General features: G+C 37.9%; 20 protein-coding genes. 8 read left to right on the forward strand and 12 right to left on the reverse strand.

All coding sequences use genetic code 11. From position 1 onward, the window contains the following. The first annotated feature begins 13 nt into the window (after positions 1–13). Entirely contained in the window at positions 14–1,177 is a 1,164-nt protein-coding gene (gene fadA, locus H4J69_RS04815) for an acetyl-CoA C-acyltransferase FadA (protein ID WP_070374925.1), read from the forward strand. 435 nt (positions 1,178–1,612) lie between these two features. Here the strand turns inward: fadA and H4J69_RS04820 are convergent, their stop codons facing one another. The 4 genes from H4J69_RS04820 to H4J69_RS04835 all read right to left on the reverse strand — a co-directional run bounded on the left by H4J69_RS04820 (position 1,613) and on the right by H4J69_RS04835 (position 5,779). Then, the gene (locus H4J69_RS04820) at positions 1,613–2,152 is read right to left on the reverse strand and encodes a GNAT family N-acetyltransferase (RefSeq protein ID WP_182244186.1); all 540 of its coding nucleotides are present in this window, start codon (positions 2,150–2,152) and stop codon (positions 1,613–1,615) included. Between the two features lie 2 nt (positions 2,153–2,154). After that, positions 2,155–3,075, reverse strand: a complete 921-nt coding sequence (locus H4J69_RS04825; RefSeq protein WP_182244185.1) for a manganese-dependent inorganic pyrophosphatase — start codon at positions 3,073–3,075, stop codon at positions 2,155–2,157. A gap of 152 nt (positions 3,076–3,227) precedes the next feature. Next, on the reverse strand, positions 3,228–4,418 hold the full coding sequence (gene chrA, locus H4J69_RS04830) for a chromate efflux transporter (protein ID WP_182214675.1): 1,191 nt from the start codon (positions 4,416–4,418) through the stop codon (positions 3,228–3,230). A gap of 392 nt (positions 4,419–4,810) precedes the next feature. Beyond that, on the reverse strand, positions 4,811–5,779 hold the full coding sequence (locus tag H4J69_RS04835; protein WP_182243118.1) for a class 1 fructose-bisphosphatase: 969 nt from the start codon (positions 5,777–5,779) through the stop codon (positions 4,811–4,813). Between the two features lie 222 nt (positions 5,780–6,001). Between H4J69_RS04835 and H4J69_RS04840 the strand changes: the two genes are divergently transcribed. Beyond that, positions 6,002–8,434 (forward strand): zinc-dependent metalloprotease, encoded by a 2,433-nt coding sequence (locus tag H4J69_RS04840; RefSeq protein ID WP_182244184.1) that lies wholly within the window; start codon positions 6,002–6,004, stop codon positions 8,432–8,434. A gap of 69 nt (positions 8,435–8,503) precedes the next feature. Here H4J69_RS04840 and H4J69_RS04845 read toward each other — a convergent pair whose 3' ends face one another. The 3 genes from H4J69_RS04845 to H4J69_RS04855 all read right to left on the reverse strand — a co-directional run bounded on the left by H4J69_RS04845 (position 8,504) and on the right by H4J69_RS04855 (position 11,638). Next, positions 8,504–9,613, reverse strand: a complete 1,110-nt coding sequence (locus tag H4J69_RS04845) for a M28 family metallopeptidase (RefSeq protein WP_220467857.1) — start codon at positions 9,611–9,613, stop codon at positions 8,504–8,506. A gap of 148 nt (positions 9,614–9,761) precedes the next feature. Further along, positions 9,762–10,523 (reverse strand): ABC transporter substrate-binding protein, encoded by a 762-nt coding sequence (locus H4J69_RS04850; RefSeq protein ID WP_182244183.1) that lies wholly within the window; start codon positions 10,521–10,523, stop codon positions 9,762–9,764. Positions 10,524–10,741: 218 nt separating this feature from the next. Further along, positions 10,742–11,638, reverse strand: coding sequence for a DMT family transporter (locus H4J69_RS04855; RefSeq protein ID WP_182214669.1), 897 nt, complete (start codon positions 11,636–11,638; stop codon positions 10,742–10,744). Between the two features lie 197 nt (positions 11,639–11,835). Between H4J69_RS04855 and H4J69_RS04860 the strand changes: the two genes are divergently transcribed. Genes H4J69_RS04860 through elbB form a run of 3 tightly spaced genes read left to right on the forward strand, consistent with a single transcriptional unit; the run spans position 11,836 to position 15,138 of the window. Continuing rightward, positions 11,836–13,284, forward strand: coding sequence for a PLP-dependent aminotransferase family protein (locus H4J69_RS04860; RefSeq protein ID WP_182221204.1), 1,449 nt, complete (start codon positions 11,836–11,838; stop codon positions 13,282–13,284). Then, the gene (locus tag H4J69_RS04865) at positions 13,281–14,483 is read left to right on the forward strand and encodes a multidrug effflux MFS transporter (RefSeq protein ID WP_182243124.1); all 1,203 of its coding nucleotides are present in this window, start codon (positions 13,281–13,283) and stop codon (positions 14,481–14,483) included. Before H4J69_RS04860 ends, H4J69_RS04865 begins: the two co-directional genes overlap by 4 nt. A gap of 1 nt (position 14,484) precedes the next feature. Continuing rightward, positions 14,485–15,138, forward strand: a complete 654-nt coding sequence (gene elbB, locus H4J69_RS04870) for an isoprenoid biosynthesis glyoxalase ElbB (protein WP_182244182.1) — start codon at positions 14,485–14,487, stop codon at positions 15,136–15,138. Positions 15,139–15,140: 2 nt separating this feature from the next. Here the strand turns inward: elbB and H4J69_RS04875 are convergent, their stop codons facing one another. The 5 genes from H4J69_RS04875 to aroQ all read right to left on the reverse strand — a co-directional run bounded on the left by H4J69_RS04875 (position 15,141) and on the right by aroQ (position 18,012). Continuing rightward, positions 15,141–15,296, reverse strand: a complete 156-nt coding sequence (locus tag H4J69_RS04875) for an oxidoreductase-like domain-containing protein (protein ID WP_182243128.1) — start codon at positions 15,294–15,296, stop codon at positions 15,141–15,143. A gap of 30 nt (positions 15,297–15,326) precedes the next feature. Beyond that, positions 15,327–15,524: an oxidoreductase-like domain-containing protein gene (locus H4J69_RS04880; protein WP_182214663.1), complete on the reverse strand. Its 198-nt coding sequence runs from the start codon at positions 15,522–15,524 to the stop codon at positions 15,327–15,329. Positions 15,525–15,661: 137 nt separating this feature from the next. Continuing rightward, positions 15,662–17,008 carry an acetyl-CoA carboxylase biotin carboxylase subunit gene (gene accC, locus H4J69_RS04885; RefSeq protein WP_070374912.1) on the reverse strand — a complete coding sequence of 449 codons (1,347 nt, stop codon included), beginning with the start codon at positions 17,006–17,008 and terminating at the stop codon, positions 15,662–15,664. 31 nt (positions 17,009–17,039) lie between these two features. Beyond that, positions 17,040–17,477, reverse strand: a complete 438-nt coding sequence (gene accB / locus H4J69_RS04890; RefSeq protein WP_182214661.1) for an acetyl-CoA carboxylase biotin carboxyl carrier protein — start codon at positions 17,475–17,477, stop codon at positions 17,040–17,042. Between the two features lie 79 nt (positions 17,478–17,556). Further along, positions 17,557–18,012, reverse strand: a complete 456-nt coding sequence (aroQ, locus tag H4J69_RS04895) for a type II 3-dehydroquinate dehydratase (protein ID WP_182214659.1) — start codon at positions 18,010–18,012, stop codon at positions 17,557–17,559. Between the two features lie 418 nt (positions 18,013–18,430). On the opposite strand from aroQ, the gene H4J69_RS04900 reads away from it, so the two are divergent. From H4J69_RS04900 to H4J69_RS04910, 3 genes are read left to right on the forward strand one after another with little or no spacing between them, the layout of a single operon-like run. Further along, entirely contained in the window at positions 18,431–18,829 is a 399-nt protein-coding gene (locus tag H4J69_RS04900; protein WP_182244181.1) for a hypothetical protein, read from the forward strand. A 1-nt stretch (position 18,830) separates the two neighbouring features. Beyond that, complete coding sequence (locus H4J69_RS04905) at positions 18,831–20,015, forward strand: hypothetical protein (protein ID WP_182244180.1); 1,185 nt, start codon at positions 18,831–18,833, stop codon at positions 20,013–20,015. A 13-nt stretch (positions 20,016–20,028) separates the two neighbouring features. Next, positions 20,029–22,491: a bifunctional diguanylate cyclase/phosphodiesterase gene (locus H4J69_RS04910; protein WP_182244179.1), complete on the forward strand. Its 2,463-nt coding sequence runs from the start codon at positions 20,029–20,031 to the stop codon at positions 22,489–22,491. Positions 22,492–22,504 lie beyond the last annotated feature (13 nt).

Below are 22,504 nucleotides of genomic sequence, written 5' to 3' on the forward strand. Positions count from 1 at the left end.
TAAGGAGAAGAACATGAAAGAAGTAGTCATTGTAGATTGTATTCGTACACCAATGGGACGCTCTAGAGCTGGCGTTTTTCGTAACGTTCGTGCTGAAGGTTTATCAGCGCATTTAATGCAGCAACTATTAGTGCGTAACCCTAATTTAGATCCTTCATTAATTGAAGACATTATCTGGGGCAACGTTAAGCAAACTAAAGAGCAAGGTTTTAACATTGCGCGTAATGCACAGTTGTTAACAGACATTCCAAAAACAGTTGGCGCGGTAACAGTTAACCGTTTATGTGGTTCATCAATGCAAGCTTTGCATGATGCAACAACTAACATCATGTGTGGCCAAGGTGATGTATTCATCGTTGGTGGTGTTGAGCACATGGGACATGTTCCTATGATGTATGATGTAGACTTTGATCCGGCCTTGAGTAAGTATATTTCTCGTGCGGCTGGCAATATGGGTTTAACCGCTGAGTTACTCGGTAAGCAGTTCGGTATTACCCGTGAACAACAAGACGCTTTTGCGGCACGTTCACACAGAAAAGCTTATGAAGCACAACTTGCTGGTCGTTGGGACAATGAAATTGTTGCCACTCAAGGACACGATGCAATGGGCGCGTTAACCTTAGTTGAACATGATGAAGTTATTCGTCCTGAAACAACGATTGAAACGCTTGCCGGTTTACGCCCAGTGTTTGATCCAGTTAACGGTACAGTAACAGCCGGTACTTCTTCAGCGTTGTCTGATGGTGCATCAGCAATGTTAGTGATGTCAGCTGATCGTGCAAAAGAGCTTGGTTTAACCCCTCGTGCGCGTATTCGTGGTATGGCAGTTGCAGGTTGTGATCCGTCTACTATGGGCTTTGGTCCTGTTCCAGCCACGAAAAAAGCATTGAAACGTGCAGGTTTATCTTTAGCTGATATCGAACTAGCTGAATTTAACGAAGCCTTTGCGGCGCAAGCCTTATCGTGTGTTAAATCTCTAGGCTTAGAAGACCGTGCTGAAGATATGATTAACTTAAACGGTGGCGCTATCGCCTTAGGTCATCCATTAGGGTGTTCTGGCTCGCGTATCACGGGTACTTTATTGAACCTAATGGAAGGTCAAGACGTTAGCATAGGTTTAGCGACTATGTGTATCGGTTTAGGACAAGGTATTGCAACGGTAATTGAACGCGTTTAATTGTAAAATTTAACGGCATATTATCAAGATAAAAAAACTCACTTCGGTGAGTTTTTTTATCGCTGTTTTAAGAGGACCTCGACAAAATCGCACTTTATCTGTGCTAATTACTCAGTGCATAAATTAATTGATTATAAAGGGAATATACAGAAAATGATGGGGACAATTGCTTACAATATTAACGAATCAACGCGACCATACTTGGTCAGAAACGATTAAAGTTGAGTTAGATATCTCAACGTATAGTCGTTGTTATTGGTTTTATGATGATCAACCCATTAAAATTATGCCTTTAGCTAAGGTATTAGCATATAAAAATTATCAGATAAATCAACAGAATATACTCAGGTTTATTCGAGCAAGAACAAGCTATTTAAAAATACCCTTTCAGGAAAAGACATAAGCTTGGTGACTGCTAATGTAGAACATTAACCGTTAGGTATTTTGAAGCTGATAGTAAGCGACGGTACATTCAAATAATGGGTCAACATGAAGATATGTTTTAAGATATGACATACCTATTTTTTTCATTACACCTATTGAAGCTAGATTATTTTCGTCGGCAATAGCGCTAAATTTATCGTATTCAGGATTCACGGCTAAAGCATTTTTAATATGTTGAGCCGCTTCACTGGCAAAACCTTTGCCCCATGATGTTTGAAAAAATCGCCAACCGAGCTCTAGGTTATTAAACTCAGGTAAGGCAGAGAAAAAATTCATCGGCCGCACAAGCACCCAGCCAATATATTGATCAGTTTCAGTGATATTAACTTGCCACAATCCCCAACCTTTAGTTGGACTTAGGTATTTTTGCATACGAGGCAATAACACATTTGTAATGGTCTCGCGAGACGACGGATTACCATCACTGATAAAACGCATCACTTCTGGGTCTTGGTCAAGTTGATAAAATAACTCTGCATCGTCAGCAGACATTAATTTGTAGCTTAGTCGTGCAGAGTTATTGATTTTCATTTTTAAGCTAATGAATCTTGGAGAGGTGGAACAACTTGTTTTTTACGACTCAATACGCCGTCTAACCATACTTTACCGTCAACAAGTGGTTTGCCATAAGCTTTTTCTGTTAAATCAGCATTGTCGCTAATAACTAACATTTCAGAGCCTTCTTTCATAATGTCTGTCAGTAATAATAAAACCGTGTGTCGGTTACCTTCGGCTTTTAATTTTGCAATGTCAGCAAATAATTCAAGCTTCATATCATCAAAGATGGCGAGGTCAAGTACTTCCAACTGACCGATACCTACTAAGTTGCCATGCATGTTAAAGTCTTTAAAATCACGTAAGACTAGGTCACGTATAGGTGTACCTAATACAGCAGATTTTACCTCAAACATTTCCATACCCAAGGCTTTTGCGTCGCTAATGCCTGCAATTTCAGCTAATGCTTCAACACATTTGATATCAGCAGTGGTACAGGTGGGTGATTTAAAAATAACCGTATCAGACAAAATAGCGCACATCATTGCACCAGCAATATTTTTTGGAATTTCTACATCATAGAAATCGTACATCATTTTAATGATGGTATTGGTACAGCCTACAGGACGAACCCAAATTTCTAATGGGGTAGAGGTAGTAATATCGCCTAATTTATGATGATCAATAATACCTAATATTGTTGCTTCATCGATATCATCGGGTCCTTGAATACGGTCGGAATGGTCAACAATATAGATACCTTCGCCAGCAAAACTTGTTTTTAATTCAGGTTGCTCAAAACCAAACTTGTCTAAAATAAATAAAGTTTCTGGTGAAAGCTCCCCTAAACGGGCTGGGACGGTTTCTTCACCTAGCGTGGTTTTTAAATAGGAAAGGGCGATAGCTGAACAGATTGAATCTGAATCAGGTGTTTTGTGTCCAACAGCGTAATTAGGCATAAGTTTCTCGTATTAGCGTTTATATTGAGGCTATATTTTAAATTGGCGATATTTTAGCAAACAAACCATGGCGGTGAAAAGTTAAAGCTCACATTATCGGCACTAAATCATATCAATAGCACTAAGGCGCTTATTACTCTGCGATAACCGACTTAGTAGAATTGCGTTAATAAACCAACGCCAACAAATGTCACCACTAAAACAATAATAGGCAGTTTGACTATCCGTAATAAATAAAAACCAATAAGCACAGAAAATAAGTCAAATAGTGAACTAACAGCACTAGTAAAAATAGGGTGATAAAGCGCAGAAAATAATAGACCAACCACAGCGGCATTTACCGCCATAATCGCACCGGCGACTTTGGGCTTTGTTGCTAATGATTGCCAAGTACTTTCAAAGGTGAGTACCAATAAAAATCCAGGTAAAAATATTGCTAAGGTTGCGACTGTCGCTCCTATTAAAGGGGCTTGTGGAAATAGCTCTGCACCCAGAAAAGTCGCTAGGGTAAACATTGGGCCAGGAACTGCTTGCGCTGCGGCATAACCGGTAAGAAAAACATCGTTCGATAACGCTTCACCAATTGTTTGTTGTAATAGTGGCAAGACAACGTGTCCGCCACCAAAGACCATACTGCCCGCTTGAAAAAACTGATTGAATAAGACCATGATATCGGCTGTGTTAATCGGTGCTCCAACTACGGTTGCTAGTGGTAAAGCAAAGAGGATGATTAAGAACAACATCAATGGCAGTATTTTAAACTGTCTTGAGGTTAGAGCTGAAGGTTGGGTGACTTCAGTGGTAACTGATTTTAACGATGGATTAACAAAAAAACCAAAGCTTGCTGCGATAGTCAGTATGAAAATTTGCATCGTTAAACTCGGTAAAGTGATTAAAGCAATCGCTGTTATAACCGCAATAAGTCTGTGGGTGTAATTATTACAGAAACTTTTAAACATAGTTAAACAAGCGTCAGCCACTACAACCACAGCCAGTAATTTCAAACCACTTATAACATGAAAAACCCAAGGTTGTTCAGCACCGCTAATATTAGTGGCGAGTAAATAGATAAGAATAAATGACGGTAAGGTAAAACCGATAAATGCGGCAATGCCGCCAGGCAGTCCAGCTTGTCTCAATCCAATAGCAAAACCTAATTGACTAGAGCCAGGACCCGGTAAAAATTGGCTTAACGAGATTAAATTTGCATAACTTGTTTGATCTAACCACTTTAGTTTATCGACAAATGTTTTTTGGAAATAGCCAATATGTGCGGCAGGTCCACCAAAACTGATACAACCTAAAAAAAGAAAACGCCAAAATACTTCAAATAGTTTTTTCATAAAAATGTCGTTAAAATCCAGTCAATTATATTAACTATTATATCGTAAAACTATGAAGGGAATATTAAATTTAACGGTAAAAAAGCTCAATGAATGGAGCTTTTTTACCGACATAAGAAAAATGTTAGTGACATGTAATAAGCTAAACAGGCTTCATCTTGGTTTTTAGAAACCTGTTAATTGGACTTATACACGTTGATACATGCTAATTTTCGATTATTTGTAATAAGCTAAACAGGCTTCTACTTCATTTTTCGAGCCCTGTTAATTGGACTTCGACATGTTGATGCATGCTAATTTTTGATTATTTGTAATAAGCTAAACAGGCTTCATCTTTGTTTTTAGAAACCTGTTAATTGGACTTATACACGTTGATACATGCTAATTTTCGATTATTTGTAATAAGCTAGACACGCTTCTACTTCATTTTTCGAGCCCATAATTACTTCGACACGCTGATGAATGCTGTTCGGCTCCATATCCATAATGCGTCCTTCACTGGTCATTGCCAGTCCACCCGCTTGTTCAATGAGAAAACTCATTGGATTCGCTTCATACATTAAGCGTAGCTTGTGTGGTTGTTGCGGGTTTTTACTATCTTGTGGATAAGTAAAAATACCACCACGTGTTAATACACGATGAATGTCACCAACCATAGCGGCAATCCAACGCATATTGAAATTTTTGCCACGAGGGCCGGTATCACCTGCAAGTAAATCACTGATGTAATTCTGCATAGGCGCTTGCCAAAAACGTTGATTTGACATGTTAACAGCAAATTCTTGTGTGTCCGCAGGCACTTGAACATTACGTTCAACTAATAAAAAACCACCATGAGTACGGTCAAGTACATAAAAATGGGTACCGCTACCCGTAGTCATTACCAACATAGTTGACGGACCATATAAGACATAACCCGCACAAAGTTGTTTGTTACCCGCTTGCTTAAACATGTCTGGATCACTAGCATCCATATCACTTGGTGCTTGATGAATAGAGAAAATTGTGCCAATTAATGAGTTGATTTCGATATTAGAGCTGCCATCAAGTGGATCGAAAGAAACCAGATACTTGCCATTTTTTTCACCTGCAACAGAGCTATCTTCTTCTTCAGAAGAAATCGCTTTAACAAAGCCAGACTCTAATAAAATATCTTTAAGTAATTCATTTGCAACAACATCTAATTCTTTCTGAACTTCACCTTGAATATTTTCATCCAAAGTTGAACCCATCAAATCACTTAAGTGACCTTGGCTAACACGAAATGAAATTTCTTTAGTTGCCGCTAAAATCGTTTTGATCAGCGAAATTAAATCGAGTGGAACATTATCTTGACGTAAAGCTGGTGCTAGTCGTTGCATCGGGTTACCTAATTGATTTAGAGTAAGACTCTTAAAAATTGAGTCATAAAATTGTTGGTTATTTAATGTCGTAAAATAATAATAGCAGCTACATATTACATTATTTTACGATTAGAGGTGACGATGAAAGCTATCACCTCACCTGTAAGGCTAATGATAACAAAAATAATGGAATGACTTGAATATATATTTATAGAACCAAAAATCAAATAGGGAAAAACGATGAAACTGACGCTAGGTGTCTTTTTAATATTTATTTGTAGTACCTTTTCAATAGCCGCGCTCAGCGAAGAAATTCTTAGTTATAATGACTTTGTTAAAGATAAAGATCACCAGCAAGGCTATTTTTCTTTTTTTCATGATAAAAAAAAGGGCAATGTTTATTTAGAGGTCCAGCAATTTGAACAAGACTTTTTATTTCAAAGCGGTTTACCTCAAGGAGTCGGTTCTAATGATATTGGACTTGATAGAGGCCAGTTAGGTGATACCCGTCTAGTACGCTTTGAAAAAGTAGGAGAGAAGGTCTTTCTCCGCCAACTTAATACTTATTATCGAGCGGATACTGAAAACAACTTAGAAAAAAAAGCCGTTAGCGAGGCATTTGCCAGCTCTATTATTTGGGGGTTTAAAGTTGCCAAAGAAAGTAAGGACGGTAAAAAAGTATTAATTGATTATACACCCTTTCTTTTATCTGATATTCATCAATTATCAAGTAAACTTAAACAACGTCAACAAGGTAACTTCAAAATTGATGAAAGCCGAAGTGGTATCTATATAAAACGCAGCAAGGCCTTTCCTAATAATACTGAGCTTGAAGCAACAGTGACTTACCAAGGAACTGATGCAGGTAAATACTTACGCTCAGTAACGCCAGACTCAACCGCTGTTACAGTGAACTTACATCATTCGCTGATTAAATTACCTGACGATAAATACCAAGCACGTACTTTTCATCCTTACAGTGGCTTTTGGTCAAATAGTTATGCCGATTACGCCAGTGCTATCGACCAACCGTTAATTCAGCGTAATATTCCACGTCATCGCTTAAACAAAAAAGATAGAAATCTTGAGGTCAGCGAAGCAATTGAACCTATTATCTATTATTTAGATGCCGGCGTACCTGAACCTATAAAAAGTGCTTTACTTGATGGCGCTCGTTGGTGGGACCAAGCATTTTCAGCCATCGGTTATAAAAATGCTTTTCAGGTAAAAATGTTACCAGCCGATGCAGACCCTATGGATGTTCGTTATAACGTTATTCAATGGGTACATCGAGCGACAAGAGGTTGGTCTTATGGTTCATCAGTGATAGACCCAAGAACAGGAGAAATATTAAAGGGGCATGTAACATTGGGCTCTCTACGTGTTCGTCAAGATTATCTCATTGCTTTGGGCTTAACATCTCCTTTTAAGTCATCTATAACAGACACTTCACCAATGAAAGAAATGGCTTTAGCACGCATTCGTCAATTGTCGGCTCATGAAGTTGGGCACACTTTAGGTATCGCGCATAATTTTGCCGCAAGTGCTAATAATCGCGCTTCAGTAATGGATTATCCTCACCCGTTAATTACCTTGAAAAATGGTGAAATTGATTTATCAAATGCCTACGCTACAGATATTGGTCGCTGGGACAAATCAGTTATTGCTTATGGTTATGCTGATATAACGGCTGATAAAGAAGCCGAGTACTTAGCGAAAGTTATAGCAAGCGCGCAACAAGCAGATTTGCTGTATATGTCAGACTCAGATGCGCGCTCTTCTTCGAGTGCACATAGTCGCGCACATTTGTGGGACAACGGAGTAGATGCCGCCGATGAGCTTAATAGAGTCTTAAAAATACGTGAAAAAGCGCTAACAGACTTTGGTTTAAATAGTATTCCTCTAGGGCGACCTTTGTCAGAAATTGAAGAGGTTTTGGTGCCCATCTATAATTTTCATCGTTTTCAAGTTACCGCCGCAGCAAAATTAATTTCAGGTATAGACTATCGCTATCAACTGCGAGAAGAAAATGTTCTAAAGCCATTGGAGGTAGTCTCAGGTAAACAGCAGCGAAAAGCGCTGCAGGTTTTATTAGCCACTCTAGATACAAAAATATTAACCTTGCCAGAACACATAGTGAAACTTATTCCACCAAAAGCTTATGGTTATTATCGTAATCGCGAAAGTTTTGCTGGTAATACGGGGCTTACTTTTGATCCGGTTTCTGCTGCGCAGGCTAGTGCTAAACACACGGTGTCTTTGCTTTTAAATGAACAACGTTTAGCACGTTTACAGCAACAGTCAGTAATGGATAAGCGTATTTTGAGTGTGCAAGAATTGATTAACGCTTTAATAGAACAGTCAATTAAAGTACCGGCTGAAAAGGGCTTGGCTTTGTTGGTTCAACAGCGGGTCAATCAACAAGTTATTGAGCATTTATTAGCACTTTGGCATAACAAAAATTTAGTAACAGAGGTGCGTGCAGAAGTTTATATGGCTTTACTTAATATAAATGAATGGTTAAATGATAATTATGACTCTAAAAAGTACAAGCGCTTAGCTGCTCAGTTTATGTTGTTAGCAGCGCAGATTACCCATAGTCTTGAGCAAGGAAAACTTGTTCATCCTGCTGCTAGTATCACTATGCCGCCGGGTTCACCTATTGGTAGTTAATTATTGAAGTGTGGGTGGCTTGAGTCTTAATAAAACCGCCCACACCTTTAAAATATTATTTTTATTTTTTTACTTTGACGGTAAATATTTATCAGGATTAGCTAATAATTCAATTAGCACCTCAACATTATTATTAAGCTGCTGCTTAACACGTCCCGGAAATATTTCATCAAGTTTATCTAAACGGTCAAATTGAGTATGCCAAATATTTCCCCAGTTTTTCTCGGCTTTATTATCACAAGCTGTTGAAGTCTTTTTATCATAACAAGTCCACAATTTTTTTGCGGTTGATTGAGAGTAACCATCAAAGCCATTCTGGCCATTAATTGAAAAGTTGGTTGATTCTACATACGCAATAGGAATACCAGCACAGGCAAAACTAGCATGATCAGACCAAGAGCCAGTTACACCTTCAGGATAGCCTTCATAGTCAGGATGAATAACATACTTGTTTTGTTCGCCTAACACCTTAATTGATGCCTTGAGTAAGGCATTTCGCATAAAAGTGTCGCTGTTATAAGTTTCATTTTTACAATTATCATAAGCTTGTGTATGCGCACTATGTACATAAACCTTATCGCCACCTGCTATGGTGTCAAAATTAATCATCGCTGCGATATTATCTAATTTGTTATGGGTTAATAAGTCGTTGACGTAATAGTTTGAACCTTGCAAACCAATTTCTTCTGCGCCAAAGGCAATAAAGCGAATACTATAATTATTTGGCATTTTTGTGGTCAATGCTTGGGCTATCGCTAACATTGCCGCAACACCTGCGCCGTTATCTGTGGCGCCCATTGACCCCGTTTTCATTGCCGTTGAATCATAATGTGCGCCAAGTATGATGGTTGGCTTTGTTACGTCACCAAATTCAGCAATAATGTTCTTTGATTCACCGACCATTTTTCTACTGTTATAGGAAAAATTTTGCTCGGTAACTCGATAACCAAACTTTTCAAATTTAGTTTTAATATAGCGGGCTGTTTGCTGTTCTTTTATCGTTCCAGCTTCGCGAGCACCTATACCTTCGGTGGGTGAAACAAGTTCTTTAAGATAGGTATAAGCAGCAGTTTCATTGTTATCTTTTTTGGCTTGTTCGCTTGATAACGAGCAAGATGTTACGAGCAATAAAGAGCTAGAAAGCAAACAAGGTAGCACTGAGCGATGGAAATATTTCATATTACCCTTAAATTTTAAGACGAGATAAAGCGGATTATTTTAAGGTAATAGGATAATGGAGTCACTTGTTATTAACAACTACGCGCGATAATAAATGCGCAACAACTAACCTTATAAAGTACTTAGTTATAAATTAAGTCGATGAGCATTATATATAAGCTTTTATAATACTTTCGAGACTACCATCTATTTTTAATCGTTGAATGGCATCATTGATTTGGGGTAAAAGATATTTTAGCTCTTTTCTTAGTCTAATTTTTAAGTAACCATCAGAATGGACGGGGCCTAAAATAATGGGTACTGATAATATTTTTGCCCAATATTGTGCTGGTTTATCACCACTAATAGCAAAGGTGATCCTTTTTCTAAAAAGTGCTTTTATTAACTCTTTTTCTGAAGGGTAATCTAGGCGATTAAATAAATTATCATTGTGATAATAGTAACCTCGAACGGTACCTATATCTTGGTCGGTTAATTGTTGATCTTCCCCTAAGTTTTCAGGAATAACGGTACCGGCCAAATAGATAATATGCTCTTTAATTGGGATCACGCTATCGCTAAAGACATAGTCGTCAGACTGTTGCTCTTTAGATAACCAATCAGGATTAATTAAATCAAAATCAACGAGACCATTTTTCAATGATAAATTGGTGCGTTTTGGCGGTAAAATTATTTCCTTACCACTTATATTGGCAGTGGCGAGTATTATGGCTACGGCGTCAACGACGATGCCACGTTTTTCACCGGTATTAATATAATAGGGATACCAAGCATTTGAGCCAGAAGGGTCAAACTTTAACGTTACTATGGGTAAATAATGATTATTATTTATTTTTTGGCAAGCGGCACTCGTCGTCAAAAGTAACGATAGCGCTAGTATTAACAATTGACCCCATGAGTTATTTAACATCTTGCCCCTAATTAATGATTTTATAAAAATTAATCACTCTAAAAAGAGTAGCATCTCAATAAAATTATGCCTTTATTTTAACTCGATTTTTATTGAAAATAACAGCGTCACTTAGCGTTTTTATACGCTGCTTATGTTATTACCTATAAATTACTTGGTAAAGTCATTTTGGGTTAACAAGCTGATTTAACATAAATATATTTAAAAGTAGGATACTTTTATGGTGTTATTATTATATTTTTCTTTTTTGGTTTAGTTAACACAACAATATTCCCGGCGACAATAATTAATAAGCCAATGACAGTATAAATATTCCAGCTAAAACCTTCAAATATCGTTGAGATAACGACGGCAACAGCAGGGAACATCACGCTTGCATATGAGGCCTTATGGGCTCCGATGTTATTTAAAAGTGTTAAGTAACTGGCAAATGCAATAATAGAACCGAAAACCGATAGGTAAATCAGCGAACTAATATAGGGTAAGGTATATGAAAAACTAAATGATTTTCCTTGTATTAATAGCAATATAGTCATAAATATTGAGCCATAAAACATACCCCAAGCATTGGCTTGCATCATAGGTAAATTCATAAGTTTATTTTTCATTGAGACCATATTGCCCGTTGATGCGAACAATGTTCCAACGAAGCAAAGTGATAAACCTAGTAATGTTTCTGCGCCTAACTCGGTATCGTTAATTTGTGGCCAGAATAAAACCACAATGCCGGTTAAACCTAGAAAAGCGCCTAGATAAGTTTGTTGAGTAATTTTAGTGTTAAACCAAATGCGGGCATTGACCACATTGAAAAACATAATCATTGAAAAAGCGATTGAGGCAAGCGCAGAATTTATATGCTGTTGAGCTGAATATAAAAAATAGTAATTACAGCCAAATAACATCAAACCAAAGAACAGAAATTGTAGATGCTGTTTTTTGTTAAAGGCAAGTGAGAGCTTTTTAAAACGACAATAAGCAAATAGCAGAAGTGCTGCTAAGCCAAAACGATAAACAATAGATGCTTCGGCGGGAACATCACCTAATTGATAATTAATGGCGATCCAAGTTGTTCCCCAGATAAGTACGGTGATCACATATAATAGTGTGTTGTTCATTATTCTTTCCTGAAAAATTTAAGCGTAATCTTCTCAATTAATTTTGACTAAATCACTGTAACAGCATTTCTTATATGAAGTACTATTTCTTAGGGGCGACTTATTTCTAAAACACTAGTTTATAGATAGTTCTGTTGTGTAACAGATACAAAAAATATAAAATGTAACCTGTACAGTTTTTGTTGAGGTGAAATAAAATGCGACTTTTAGATAAATCTTCTTCAGAATTTTTATATCAGCAAGTCATTGACTTTGTTGAAGACCAAGAAAAAAGTGGTGCAATAAGAGCGGGAGACAAGCTACCTAGCCTACGTAAACTCAGTAGACAATTTGAGATAAGTATACCGACAGTAAAACAAGCGTATATTGAACTAGAGCGTCAGGGTAGTATTTCTGCAAGGCCACAATCAGGCTATTATTTAAAAGCTAAGCAAGCACGAACCTTAAAACCTATGCGGTCATTATGGGCAAGTTGTCAGCCCGTTGAAATCTCATGTCGAAGCATAATAGAACAAGTTTATGAAGCTGTTCATTTACCCGATACTGTCGCATTGGGTATTTCTAACCCGGTCAATGCACACCCACCAGATAAAGCCTTAGCACGATTAATGCGTTCGGTATTGAGTAAGAATGCTGAAAAAGCGGTTAGTTACGGACCGGTAAATGGTGATCCAAAACTGCGTTTAAACCTTGCTTTTCGTTATCATGAGCAAGGCGTAGCCATTAATCATGACGATATAATTATCACTAGTGGTGCCCAAGAAGCACTATCAATTGCCTTACAGTGTGTCGCAGAACGTGGTGATATTATCGCTGTAGAATCACCGTGTTTCTTTGGTTTGATTGAATTAATTGAAAGTTTGGGTATGAAAGCTCTGGAAGTTTATACCTGCACTGAAGAGGGGATTTGTGTTGAAGAACTGGCTAAAGTTATTGAGCAACATCCGGTAAAAGCGTGTTTGTTTTCTACCGCTATCTCTAACCCACTTGGCTCTATGATGACTAATCAACAGCGCCAGAATATGGTCAGTTTATTAGAAAAACATGATATTCCACTTATCGAAGATGAAGTTTACAGTGACTTATATTTCAGCAAAGATAGACCAGTACCCGCGCAGCTTTACTCCAAAAAAGGCCTAGTGCTAACGTGCTCATCTTTTTCAAAGACCGCTGCACCAGGTTATCGGGTCGGTTGGCTATTACCAGGCAGATATGAAGAAGCAGCAAAACGTATTAAACGCGCCCAGTCTTGCTCAACACCAATGTTACAGCAATGGACATTAACTGATTATTTGATGAGTGGTGAATATGATCGTCACTTACAAGTGTTAAGAAAAACCTTACGTTATAACTGCGAGCGGATGCGCGCCTTAATCGCTAGTCATTTTCCAAAAGAAGTCTGCATTTCACAGCCACAAGGTGGCAGTGTCTTATGGATACGTTGCCGTTCTCATGTTGATACTAGCCAATTTTTTACTCAGGCTATTGCTAAGGGGGTGAGTTTTGCTCCCGGTGAAATTTTTTCCCCAACCGGGCAATATAAAAATTTTATGCGCATTAGCTATGGGGTGAAATGGTGTGAAAAAATAGACAAAGCGATTGCTGACCTTGGCAAACTTGTTTACGACTATCCGGAAAAATCATGAGAAACCTAAAAGTTAGTGAACAAACAGAGCTTTCATTAAAATTATTGTTACCCTTATTAGCAGCCATTATTGCTATTTCGCCATTGGCAATCGACATGTATTTGCCGGCAATGCCAATACTGGCAGAGCATTTGTCAACTGATATGCCAATGGTACAAAATAGCCTGAGTATATATTTACTAGGCTATGCTTTAGGTCTGTTATTTTTTGGCCCACAAGCGGATAAACACAGCAGAAGAAAATTAGTGATGCTCGGTATCTCAGGTTTTATCGTGATGAGTATAGCGATAACGTTTGTCACGAGTATTGAACAGTTTTTATCCTTACGATTTTTTCAGGCATTTATTAGTAGTGCGGCAACGGTTGTTGTGCCGGGAACAATAAAAGAGCGATATGGCAAAGATACCGCCAAAGGGTTTTCTTATGTATCTATGATTATGATGATAGCGCCTATGATAGCGCCCGCTATTGGCTCAGTGTTACTGCTGCATAGTTGGCAGCTTATATTTTTAAGTTTAGCGGCCTACAGCTTTATTATTTTACTCTTGGTGTATCGATTTTTACCTGAAGTAAAGCGTGAGAAAAATTTAGCACCGGTTAGTTTTCTGCAACGCTATAAAATTGTCTTATCTAATAAAAAGTCACAACTAAATATTGTTACGTCTATGGTTATTTCATTAGCTTTTTTTGCTTATATTACCGCGATCCCTTTTGTCTATCTAACGGTTTTTAAGGTCTCGGAATTTGAATTTAGCCTACTATTTGCCGTTAATGTTTTGGCGTTAATGACCGCCCATTTTATTAATACCCGCTTAGTTAGTCGTAAAGGGTCATTTAAAATGTTGACCTACGGTTTAATCGTTGCGTTATGTTTTTCTTCATTGTTGGTGGTGGTAAACTTTTTGCAGCTACCATTAATGTACACGGCAGTTGCGGTATTGCCGTTGATGGGCAGTTTATCGATGATAGCGGTCAATGCTGATGCACTTATTATGCAAGAATTTACTCGGGAATCAGGTACAGCTAGTGCGGTAATAGGTACTCTTCGCTTTGGCATTGGCGCATTAGCAGGACCAATATTAGCGTATTTTTATGATGGTAGTGCTTTACCATTTGCATTATTGATGTGGTGCTCGATAATAGTTGTTTTATTATGTCAGTTACCTAATATGACAAAGAATATAGGAATAAAGGATTAACATGAAAAAAATAGCGATTATTTTATCTGGCTGTGGCGTTTATGACGGCAGTGAAATACATGAAAGTGTTTTAACGTTATTAGCGATTGAACAGCAAGGAGCAAGCTATCGTTGTTTTGCACCAAACATTAATCAACATCATGTGATTAACCATTTAACTGGCGCGGTTAGTGAAGATGAAACACGTAATGTTTTGGTTGAATCTGCGCGCATTGCCCGTGGTGACATTGAAGACATTACTGAGCTCTATCATGAAGAATTTGATGCGCTAATTTTCCCTGGTGGCTTTGGCGCGGCAAAGAATCTCTGTGGCTTCGCGCTTGATGCAGAAAACTATCAAATAAATGCTGAAGTACTTGTTGCTGCTCAACGCTTTATTAAAGCGGACAAACCGCTTGGCTTTATGTGTATTGCTCCGGCAATGATCCCCCTTATTTACGGTGAGGATGTTCAAGCAACGATTGGTAAAGACCGTGATATCGCAGAGTCGTTAATAAAGCGTGGTTTAGCACACGTTGATTGTGAAGTGGGCGATATTGTTATTGACGGAAAACGAAAACTTGTTTCAACACCGGCCTACATGTTAGCGACATCACTTGTTGAGGCAGCTAGTGGTATTAACAAATTAGTGAAAAAAGTGATTTTACTCAGCTAATATTACTCAGCTTTGGCATCAGTTTGTAATTCGGCTTGTTGTAAACGCCACTTTTCGTATTCACTATAGTAGTGGTCCCATACACAAGGGCAACAAGCGCCGCCGCCGCAACAGTCATCGTCGGCAGGAAGGGAAGGTTCTTTAAGTAATTCAGTCATACACAGTATCGCTTAGAAAGTCGCTTAGTCTTAATTTGACTCGTTGTCTTGGGCTTGTTTTTCTTTTAGTGCGACTTGTTGCAGGCGCCATTCTTTACGCTTTGCATAGAAATTGTCCCAAACACATGGTGTACATGCGCTGTCACAACATTCACCATCGGCAGGTGGTAAAGGTTTTTCAAGTAATTCAGTCATATTTTTAAATTCAATGAGTAAAGTATAAGCCATATATTGTTATCTATGGTAACACGACATCATTGCTATTTGGGTGTAGGAATTTCACTTTTATGTAAACGTTTAATACCGTTATCCCTGATATAAAAAAGCCCTGCGATGCAGGGCTTGATTGTTAAATTTGTAGAAACTTATTCAGCTTCAGCTAATTTCTTTTCTAGATAATGGATGTTGGCACCGCCATTAACAAAACCTTTATCATTTAAAATATTTTGATGTAAGGCAATGTTGGTTTTAATACCATCAATCACTAATTCGGCTAAGGCATTGCGCATACGTGCGATTGCAACATCTCTGTTATCACCCCAAGTGATCAGTTTGCCGATCATAGAGTCATAATTTGGTGGTACCGTATACTCAGCGTAGATATGAGAATCCCAACGAACACCCAATCCTCCTGGAGGATGGAAACGAGTGATTTTGCCCGGTGAAGGAACAAAAGTACGAGGGTCTTCAGCATTGATACGACATTCAATTGAATGGCCAGCGATTTTAATATCATCTTGGGTATAAGATAATGGTTGACCAGCAGCAACACGTAATTGCTCTTTGATCAAATCAACACCGGTGATCATTTCAGTAACTGGATGCTCAACTTGAATACGGGTATTCATTTCAATAAAGTAGAATTCACCGTTTTCGTATAAAAATTCAAAAGTGCCGGCGCCACGATAATTAATATCAATACAAGCTTTACAACAACGCTCACCAATTTTGGCGCGCATTTCTGGAGTAATACCTGGTGCGGGAGCTTCTTCTACCACTTTTTGATGACGACGCTGCATAGAACAATCACGCTCACCTAAGTGAATTGCAGCACCTTGACCATCAGCCATTATTTGAATTTCAACATGACGAGGATTTTCAAGGAATTTTTCCATGTAAACCATATCATTTTTGAAAATAGTACCGGCTTCTCTTTTGGTTAATGCAATCGCGTCGACTAAATCTTCTTCGCTGCGCACAACACGCATACCACGACCACCGCCGCCACCAGCCGCTTTGACGATAATCGGGTAGCCAATACGTTTAGCATGAGCTTTATTGGCCGCTTCATCATCATTAAGCGGGCCATCTGACCCTGGAACACAAGGAACACCCGCTATTTTCATTGCTTTAATTGCCGCAACTTTATCACCCATAATACGGATGCTTTCAGCTTTTGGACCGATAAAGGCAAAGCCTGACTTTTCAACCTGTTCTGCAAAATCAGCATTCTCAGCTAGAAAACCATAGCCAGGATGTATTGCTACTGCGTTAGTGACTTCAGCTGCCGTTATTATTGCAGGAATATTAAGGTAGCTGTCAGGCGCTGGCGCTTTGCCAATACAGATAGTTTCATCGGCTAATAAAACATGTTTTAAGTTTCTGTCAGCCGTAGAGTGTACTGCAACAGTTTTTATACCGAGTTCTTTACATGCACGTAATATTCTTAGTGCAATTTCGCCTCGATTGGCGATAACAACTTTATCTAACATGGAATGATCCTTTTGTTTGATATCTATAGGATTATTCAATGATGAATAGCGGCTGGTCAAATTCTATAGCGTCTTCATTGCCCGCTAGAATTTCTTTAATAACACCAGACTTATCAGCTTCAATTTGGTTCATCATTTTCATTGCCTCAAGAATACATAAAGTATCACCAGCATTGACATGTTTACCTACTTCGACAAATGCAGGTGAATCAGGTGATGCTGAAGCGTAGAAAGTACCAACCATTGGCGAACGAACAACGTGACCTGAAATAACAGCAGGTGCCGTTTCAGTGACTACAGGTGCAGCAATAGGTGCAGCAGCAGGAGCAGAGTGCATCATTGGAGCAGCTTGTACCATGGTACCGCCACGACAAATACGTACTGATTCTTCACCTTCAGAAATTTCTAATTCGTTAATCCCTGATTCTTGTACTAATTCAATTAATTTTTTTATTTTACGAATATCCATTTGAATACCTTTTTATCAATGTGTAATTTATGTTGTAAATAGAGCCGCTAAAGTTAAGCCACTCTCTGTTGTTTTTTCATTAACTTTTATGGTCAGTCAACCAAGTATAAGCCGACGCTAACGCATATTTATAACCATCGGCACCTAAGCCGCAAATAACACCAATAGCTTTGTCTGATAGATACGAATGATGTCTAAACGACTCTCTAGCATGGACATTTGAAAGATGAACTTCAATATATGGAATGTCCACAGAAAGGAGTGCGTCACGTATCGCTATACTAGTATGAGTAAATGCGGCGGGATTAATGACAATAAAGTCTATTTCATTATGAGCTTGATGTATTTTTTCTATTAGTAGGTGTTCAGCATTTGATTGCAAATGACTTAATTCAATTCTCAGTGGTATAGCTTGCAATGTTAAATCGTCAATAATATCGGTTAATGATTGCGCGCCATAAATTTCAGGCTCGCGTTTCCCTAACATATTTAAGTTAGGGCCATTTATCACTAAAACTTTAAACTTTGTAGTCATTTTCTGAGAAAAACCTATTAAATAGCAAATATTACAAATATCATCACATAAAAGCTAGAGTGATGGAACAGCTAATAACAAAATCGAGCATTTCTGCTGTTAAGCGATTATTATAGTGTTTTCGCAGAATATAGCAGCAAAATACTGGTCTGATCTGTTGTTGTTAACTTTTTATCAATAAGTTGACAATAAAGTTTTGTATTTTAGGAAAAATTTACTACAATATTATTATCTATATTTAGTAATTAATTCATTGGTTTAGCGGTTTTTATATACAGGTTAACATATAGTAGTGGGTTGCGTGGTCTCCTTTACTCGGTTACTACTAGTGGCTACGGAGCACTTTGTTAGATACACAAAGAGCTCTTTATTTCTCATTAACAAGGATTTAGTTATCAGCCAAATTCTAATCAGATTAATGGTTCTTGTCATATTAATTGGCAGTCCGGCAACTCATGCGGTCGAAGTTATTACCAATATCACTGCTGATACTGTGTCAATAACAACCACTCAGTTGCGTCGTATATATTCAATGCGTCAAACTAAATGGGCCAATGGCCTACCAATAACTATTTTTGTTTTATCAAGTACTAATCCCACCCATCAAAAATTTTGTAAAGACACCTTACGCTTATTTCCGTATCAACTTGACCGCATATGGGACAAATTGACTTTCTCAGGTATGGGTATTGCACCAACTGTGGTGTTGAGTGAAGAAGCGTTAATTGAAGCCGTTAAATCAACCACAGGTGCCATTGGTTACATTGAAAATATTAATGAGGTAAGTGATGTCAATCTGCTTAAAATCGATCAATAAAATGAATTATAAAGTAATGTGCTTATCAGCATTACTTGCGCTTAATGCGCACGCACAGGAAGGGCATTCGGCAGATCCGTTAAAAATACATGGCTTTGTTGCGCAAGGCGTTATTGACGTCGACAATAGCAACTTCGTTAATGATAACGGCGAAATATCGTTAAAGTTAACAGAAATAGGACTTAATACCTCGTATCAATTATCTGACGATTATCGCTTTGCGGCACAAGCTGTTTATTTAAACGGGGGCAATCGCTACAAAGAAGGTTTGCGTGTTGATTACTTCTTAATGGATTGGAGCGCTTATAGTTCAGAGCAGTGGCAAGCCAATTTATTTGTTGGTCGTTTTAAAAATGCCCATTGGTTACATTCAAGTACCCGTGATATTCCTTTTGCACGGCCCTCAATTTTGTTACCGCAAGGGACTTATTTTGATGGCTTTCGTGACATCGCTGTTGGTGGCGATGGTGCTGCATTAAAATTGACTTACAATAATGATAAATATGGCGAATTTGATTTCAATTTTAGTCGTGGTAAAAGTCCGATTGATAGTGATGATTCAGAAGTCATTCTTAGTAAGTTAGCACAGGGAGATATCGAGCATGAGCTTGATACGCAGGCGAGTGTTTATTGGCGGCCAGTATTTTCACAATGGCGCTTTGGTCTAACCTTATTGGATTCAGAATTTAACTATAAAAATGAGAGTCCTGATTTTTTTGTTGATGGACGATTTGTTTTTCAGTTTTATACGGTGAATGCTATATATGAAGGTGAACACTGGGAGTTTACCAGTGAAATTTTACAAACAAGGTTTTTAACGGAAGGTTTTTATGCTGCTCAGTTTAACCAAGTCAATATTGGTCAAGGTGGTTATGTTCAAGCGGTTTACAAGGTAAATCAACGATTGAAATTTATTAGTCGTTTTGAAAATTTCTATGCAAATAAGGATGATAAAAAAGGCCGTCAATTACAACAACAAAGTTTTGGCACCATACCTTATTATTTTGCTTATCAGCACGATAAAATGCTAGGGTTTTCATACGATTTTTCTGATAATTTACGAGTCAATGCGGAGTACCATTGGGTAAAAGGCGCTGCGCGCGTTAATCCTATTGTGTTACCCAACCCAGAGGCGAACAGTGAGCATTGGAAAATGTGGGCCTTACAACTAATGTACTGGTTCTAGCGGGGCTAACTTGATGAGAAAAAGATTTGTTAGCGTTCCTGTTAAATTATTAGTGCTAGTTATTGGGGCGTTATTGCTCCTAACGGCTATTTTTTCTTACTTGTCTTTATCAAGGTTAAATCAAGAATTCACCCAATATCAAAGTGATACTTTACGTAAAGGCCAGGCACAATTTTCTGTGCAAAATAACGTATTACGTCAAAAGATACTGACGTGGCTAGAGTCGTTTTCAGATATTGTGCGGTTAAAAGAACAGGCTGATTTTGACGTTTTAGCCCAAGAGTTTGCCGCGCAGTTTGATACCCTGCAAATGAATCAAAATGTTGAAAATGTATGGTTAGTTTCAGCAAATAATGAAGAGTTATACCTTTCTAATGCTATTCCTAAATTTGTTCAGCTGAGTATTGAAAATGTACTAAAACATCAGCAACCAGAACACACTTTGTACTGTGAGGGTCAATGTGTTCAGTTGATCACCATACCGGTATTAAACGGTAAGGGGGATATGGCGATTGTTGCGATGACAGTTTCACTTGTTGACATGATTTATTATATAAATCAAGCGCTTGATAATGAGTTGGCTGTTGTAAGTTTTTCTCGTGTAGACAAACTTGTATCAACAACAGGTAACAAAGAGGCTATTATACTTGCTGACGCTAAATTTATCTCTTCAACAAATACTCAACTAGTCAGTGAATTATTTATGTCGAACCAAGAAATTGTCAACAGCGAGATGATTAATTTTCAAGGTATAAAAGCTACAGCCAACGATAGCCGTTATCTGATTAACTTAATTCCCATCGCAAATACCCGTGATGATTTTTATTACCTGGCACTGATTGATGACGCCACTATTTTTACAGATAAGTATCAGCAAAATCGTTGGCAATTTTTAATTTTTACCTTAGTTGTGCTTATTGCTTTAGTGATTGTTGTTCATTTTGTTGCTAGCCCCTTTACTCGTCGCTTACTAGTCTTGTCAGATGTTTTACCTCTATTGGCGAAAAAAGAATTTGATCGGTTTCGTCAAACAGACCTACAAAGAAATGGTAAATATATTGATGAACTAGATATTTTAGCCAATGCGGCCACCGAGTTAAGTTTTGAACTTGAACAGTTAAATATTGAAATTGAACAAAAAACGAAAGAGCTCGAAAATATTGCCATGTATGATTTGTTAACGGGATTGCCTAACCGCAATATGCTTAACTATCAACTGCGTAAAGCGTTTCTCAATGTGTCACGCAGTGACGGACAAATTGCCGTTTTATTTTTAGATCTCGATGATTTTAAGAAAGTAAATGATAGTCATGGTCATACTGATGGCGACAAGTTGTTAATTCAAGCGGCTAATCGTTTGCGCTCCAGTATTCGGAGAGTTGATATGGCTTGTCGATTTGGTGGTGATGAATTTGTTGTGGTACTTGGTCATATCGATAATGAAAATGATGCAGTGCTTGTCGCACAAGAAATTTTAGAAGCATTTAAAGAACCAATTAAAATACAAAATAGCCTTTTTTATGTAAGTACCAGTATTGGAATAGCCTTTGCTCCTGAAGAAATGACTAAGTCAGAAGATCTGATCAGTTATGCCGATATCGCTATGTATGAAGCTAAAGATGATGGTGGCGCCAAATATCATATTTACCATGAAGAGATGTATAAAAAAGTTGCCCTTCGGGTGATGATGGAAAGTGAAGTTAGACAGGCTTTAGCTAAAAATCAATTTAGCTTAAGTTTACAACCTCAGTTAGATGCAAAAACAAAAAAACTATACGGCTTTGAAGCGTTACTTCGATGGCAGCATCCTGAACGGGGCATGGTTTCGCCGGAAGATTTTATTCCTCTCCTTGAAAATTCTCAGCACATGGTTGAACTGGGTTATTGGGTGATCAGACGCTGTTTTGAACTTTGCCAAACTTTTATTGATAAGGGTTTAACTGATGTCCGTATTGCGATAAATCTGTCAGCAGGTCAATTTGCCGATCCTCATCTAACCCCTTATCTAACCGATTTACTTACTGAGTTCTCGCTTGAGGCAAGTCATTTCGAACTAGAGCTGACTGAACAAACCTTAGTAAAAAATATTGATAGTGCAATTGAAATGATGAATGGCTTGAGAGATGTAGGGTTTAGTTTTGCCATTGATGATTTTGGTACCGGTTATTCGTCATTAGCTTATTTGAAAAAAATGCCAGTCGACGTTATTAAAATAGATAAAAGCTTTGTATTTGGCATGTTAGAAAATCGAGCTGATTATCAAATTATTATGTCAACCATTGCTATGGTGAAGAACTTAGGTTTGCAGGTTATCGCAGAAGGTGTTGAAACGAGTGCGCAGTTACGCAGTTTAACAGAAAACGATTGTGATATTATTCAAGGATATTACTTTTCTAAACCTATTCCTGAAACCAAACTGATGGAATTTCTTGATACAAAAATTATTAATGGTTATTGGAAAGTATCAGCACTTTAACCCGCGAGTTCTG

It is taken from the genome of Colwellia sp. BRX10-9 (genome assembly GCF_014077405.1).
Lineage (GTDB): Bacteria > Pseudomonadota > Gammaproteobacteria > Enterobacterales > Alteromonadaceae > Colwellia_A.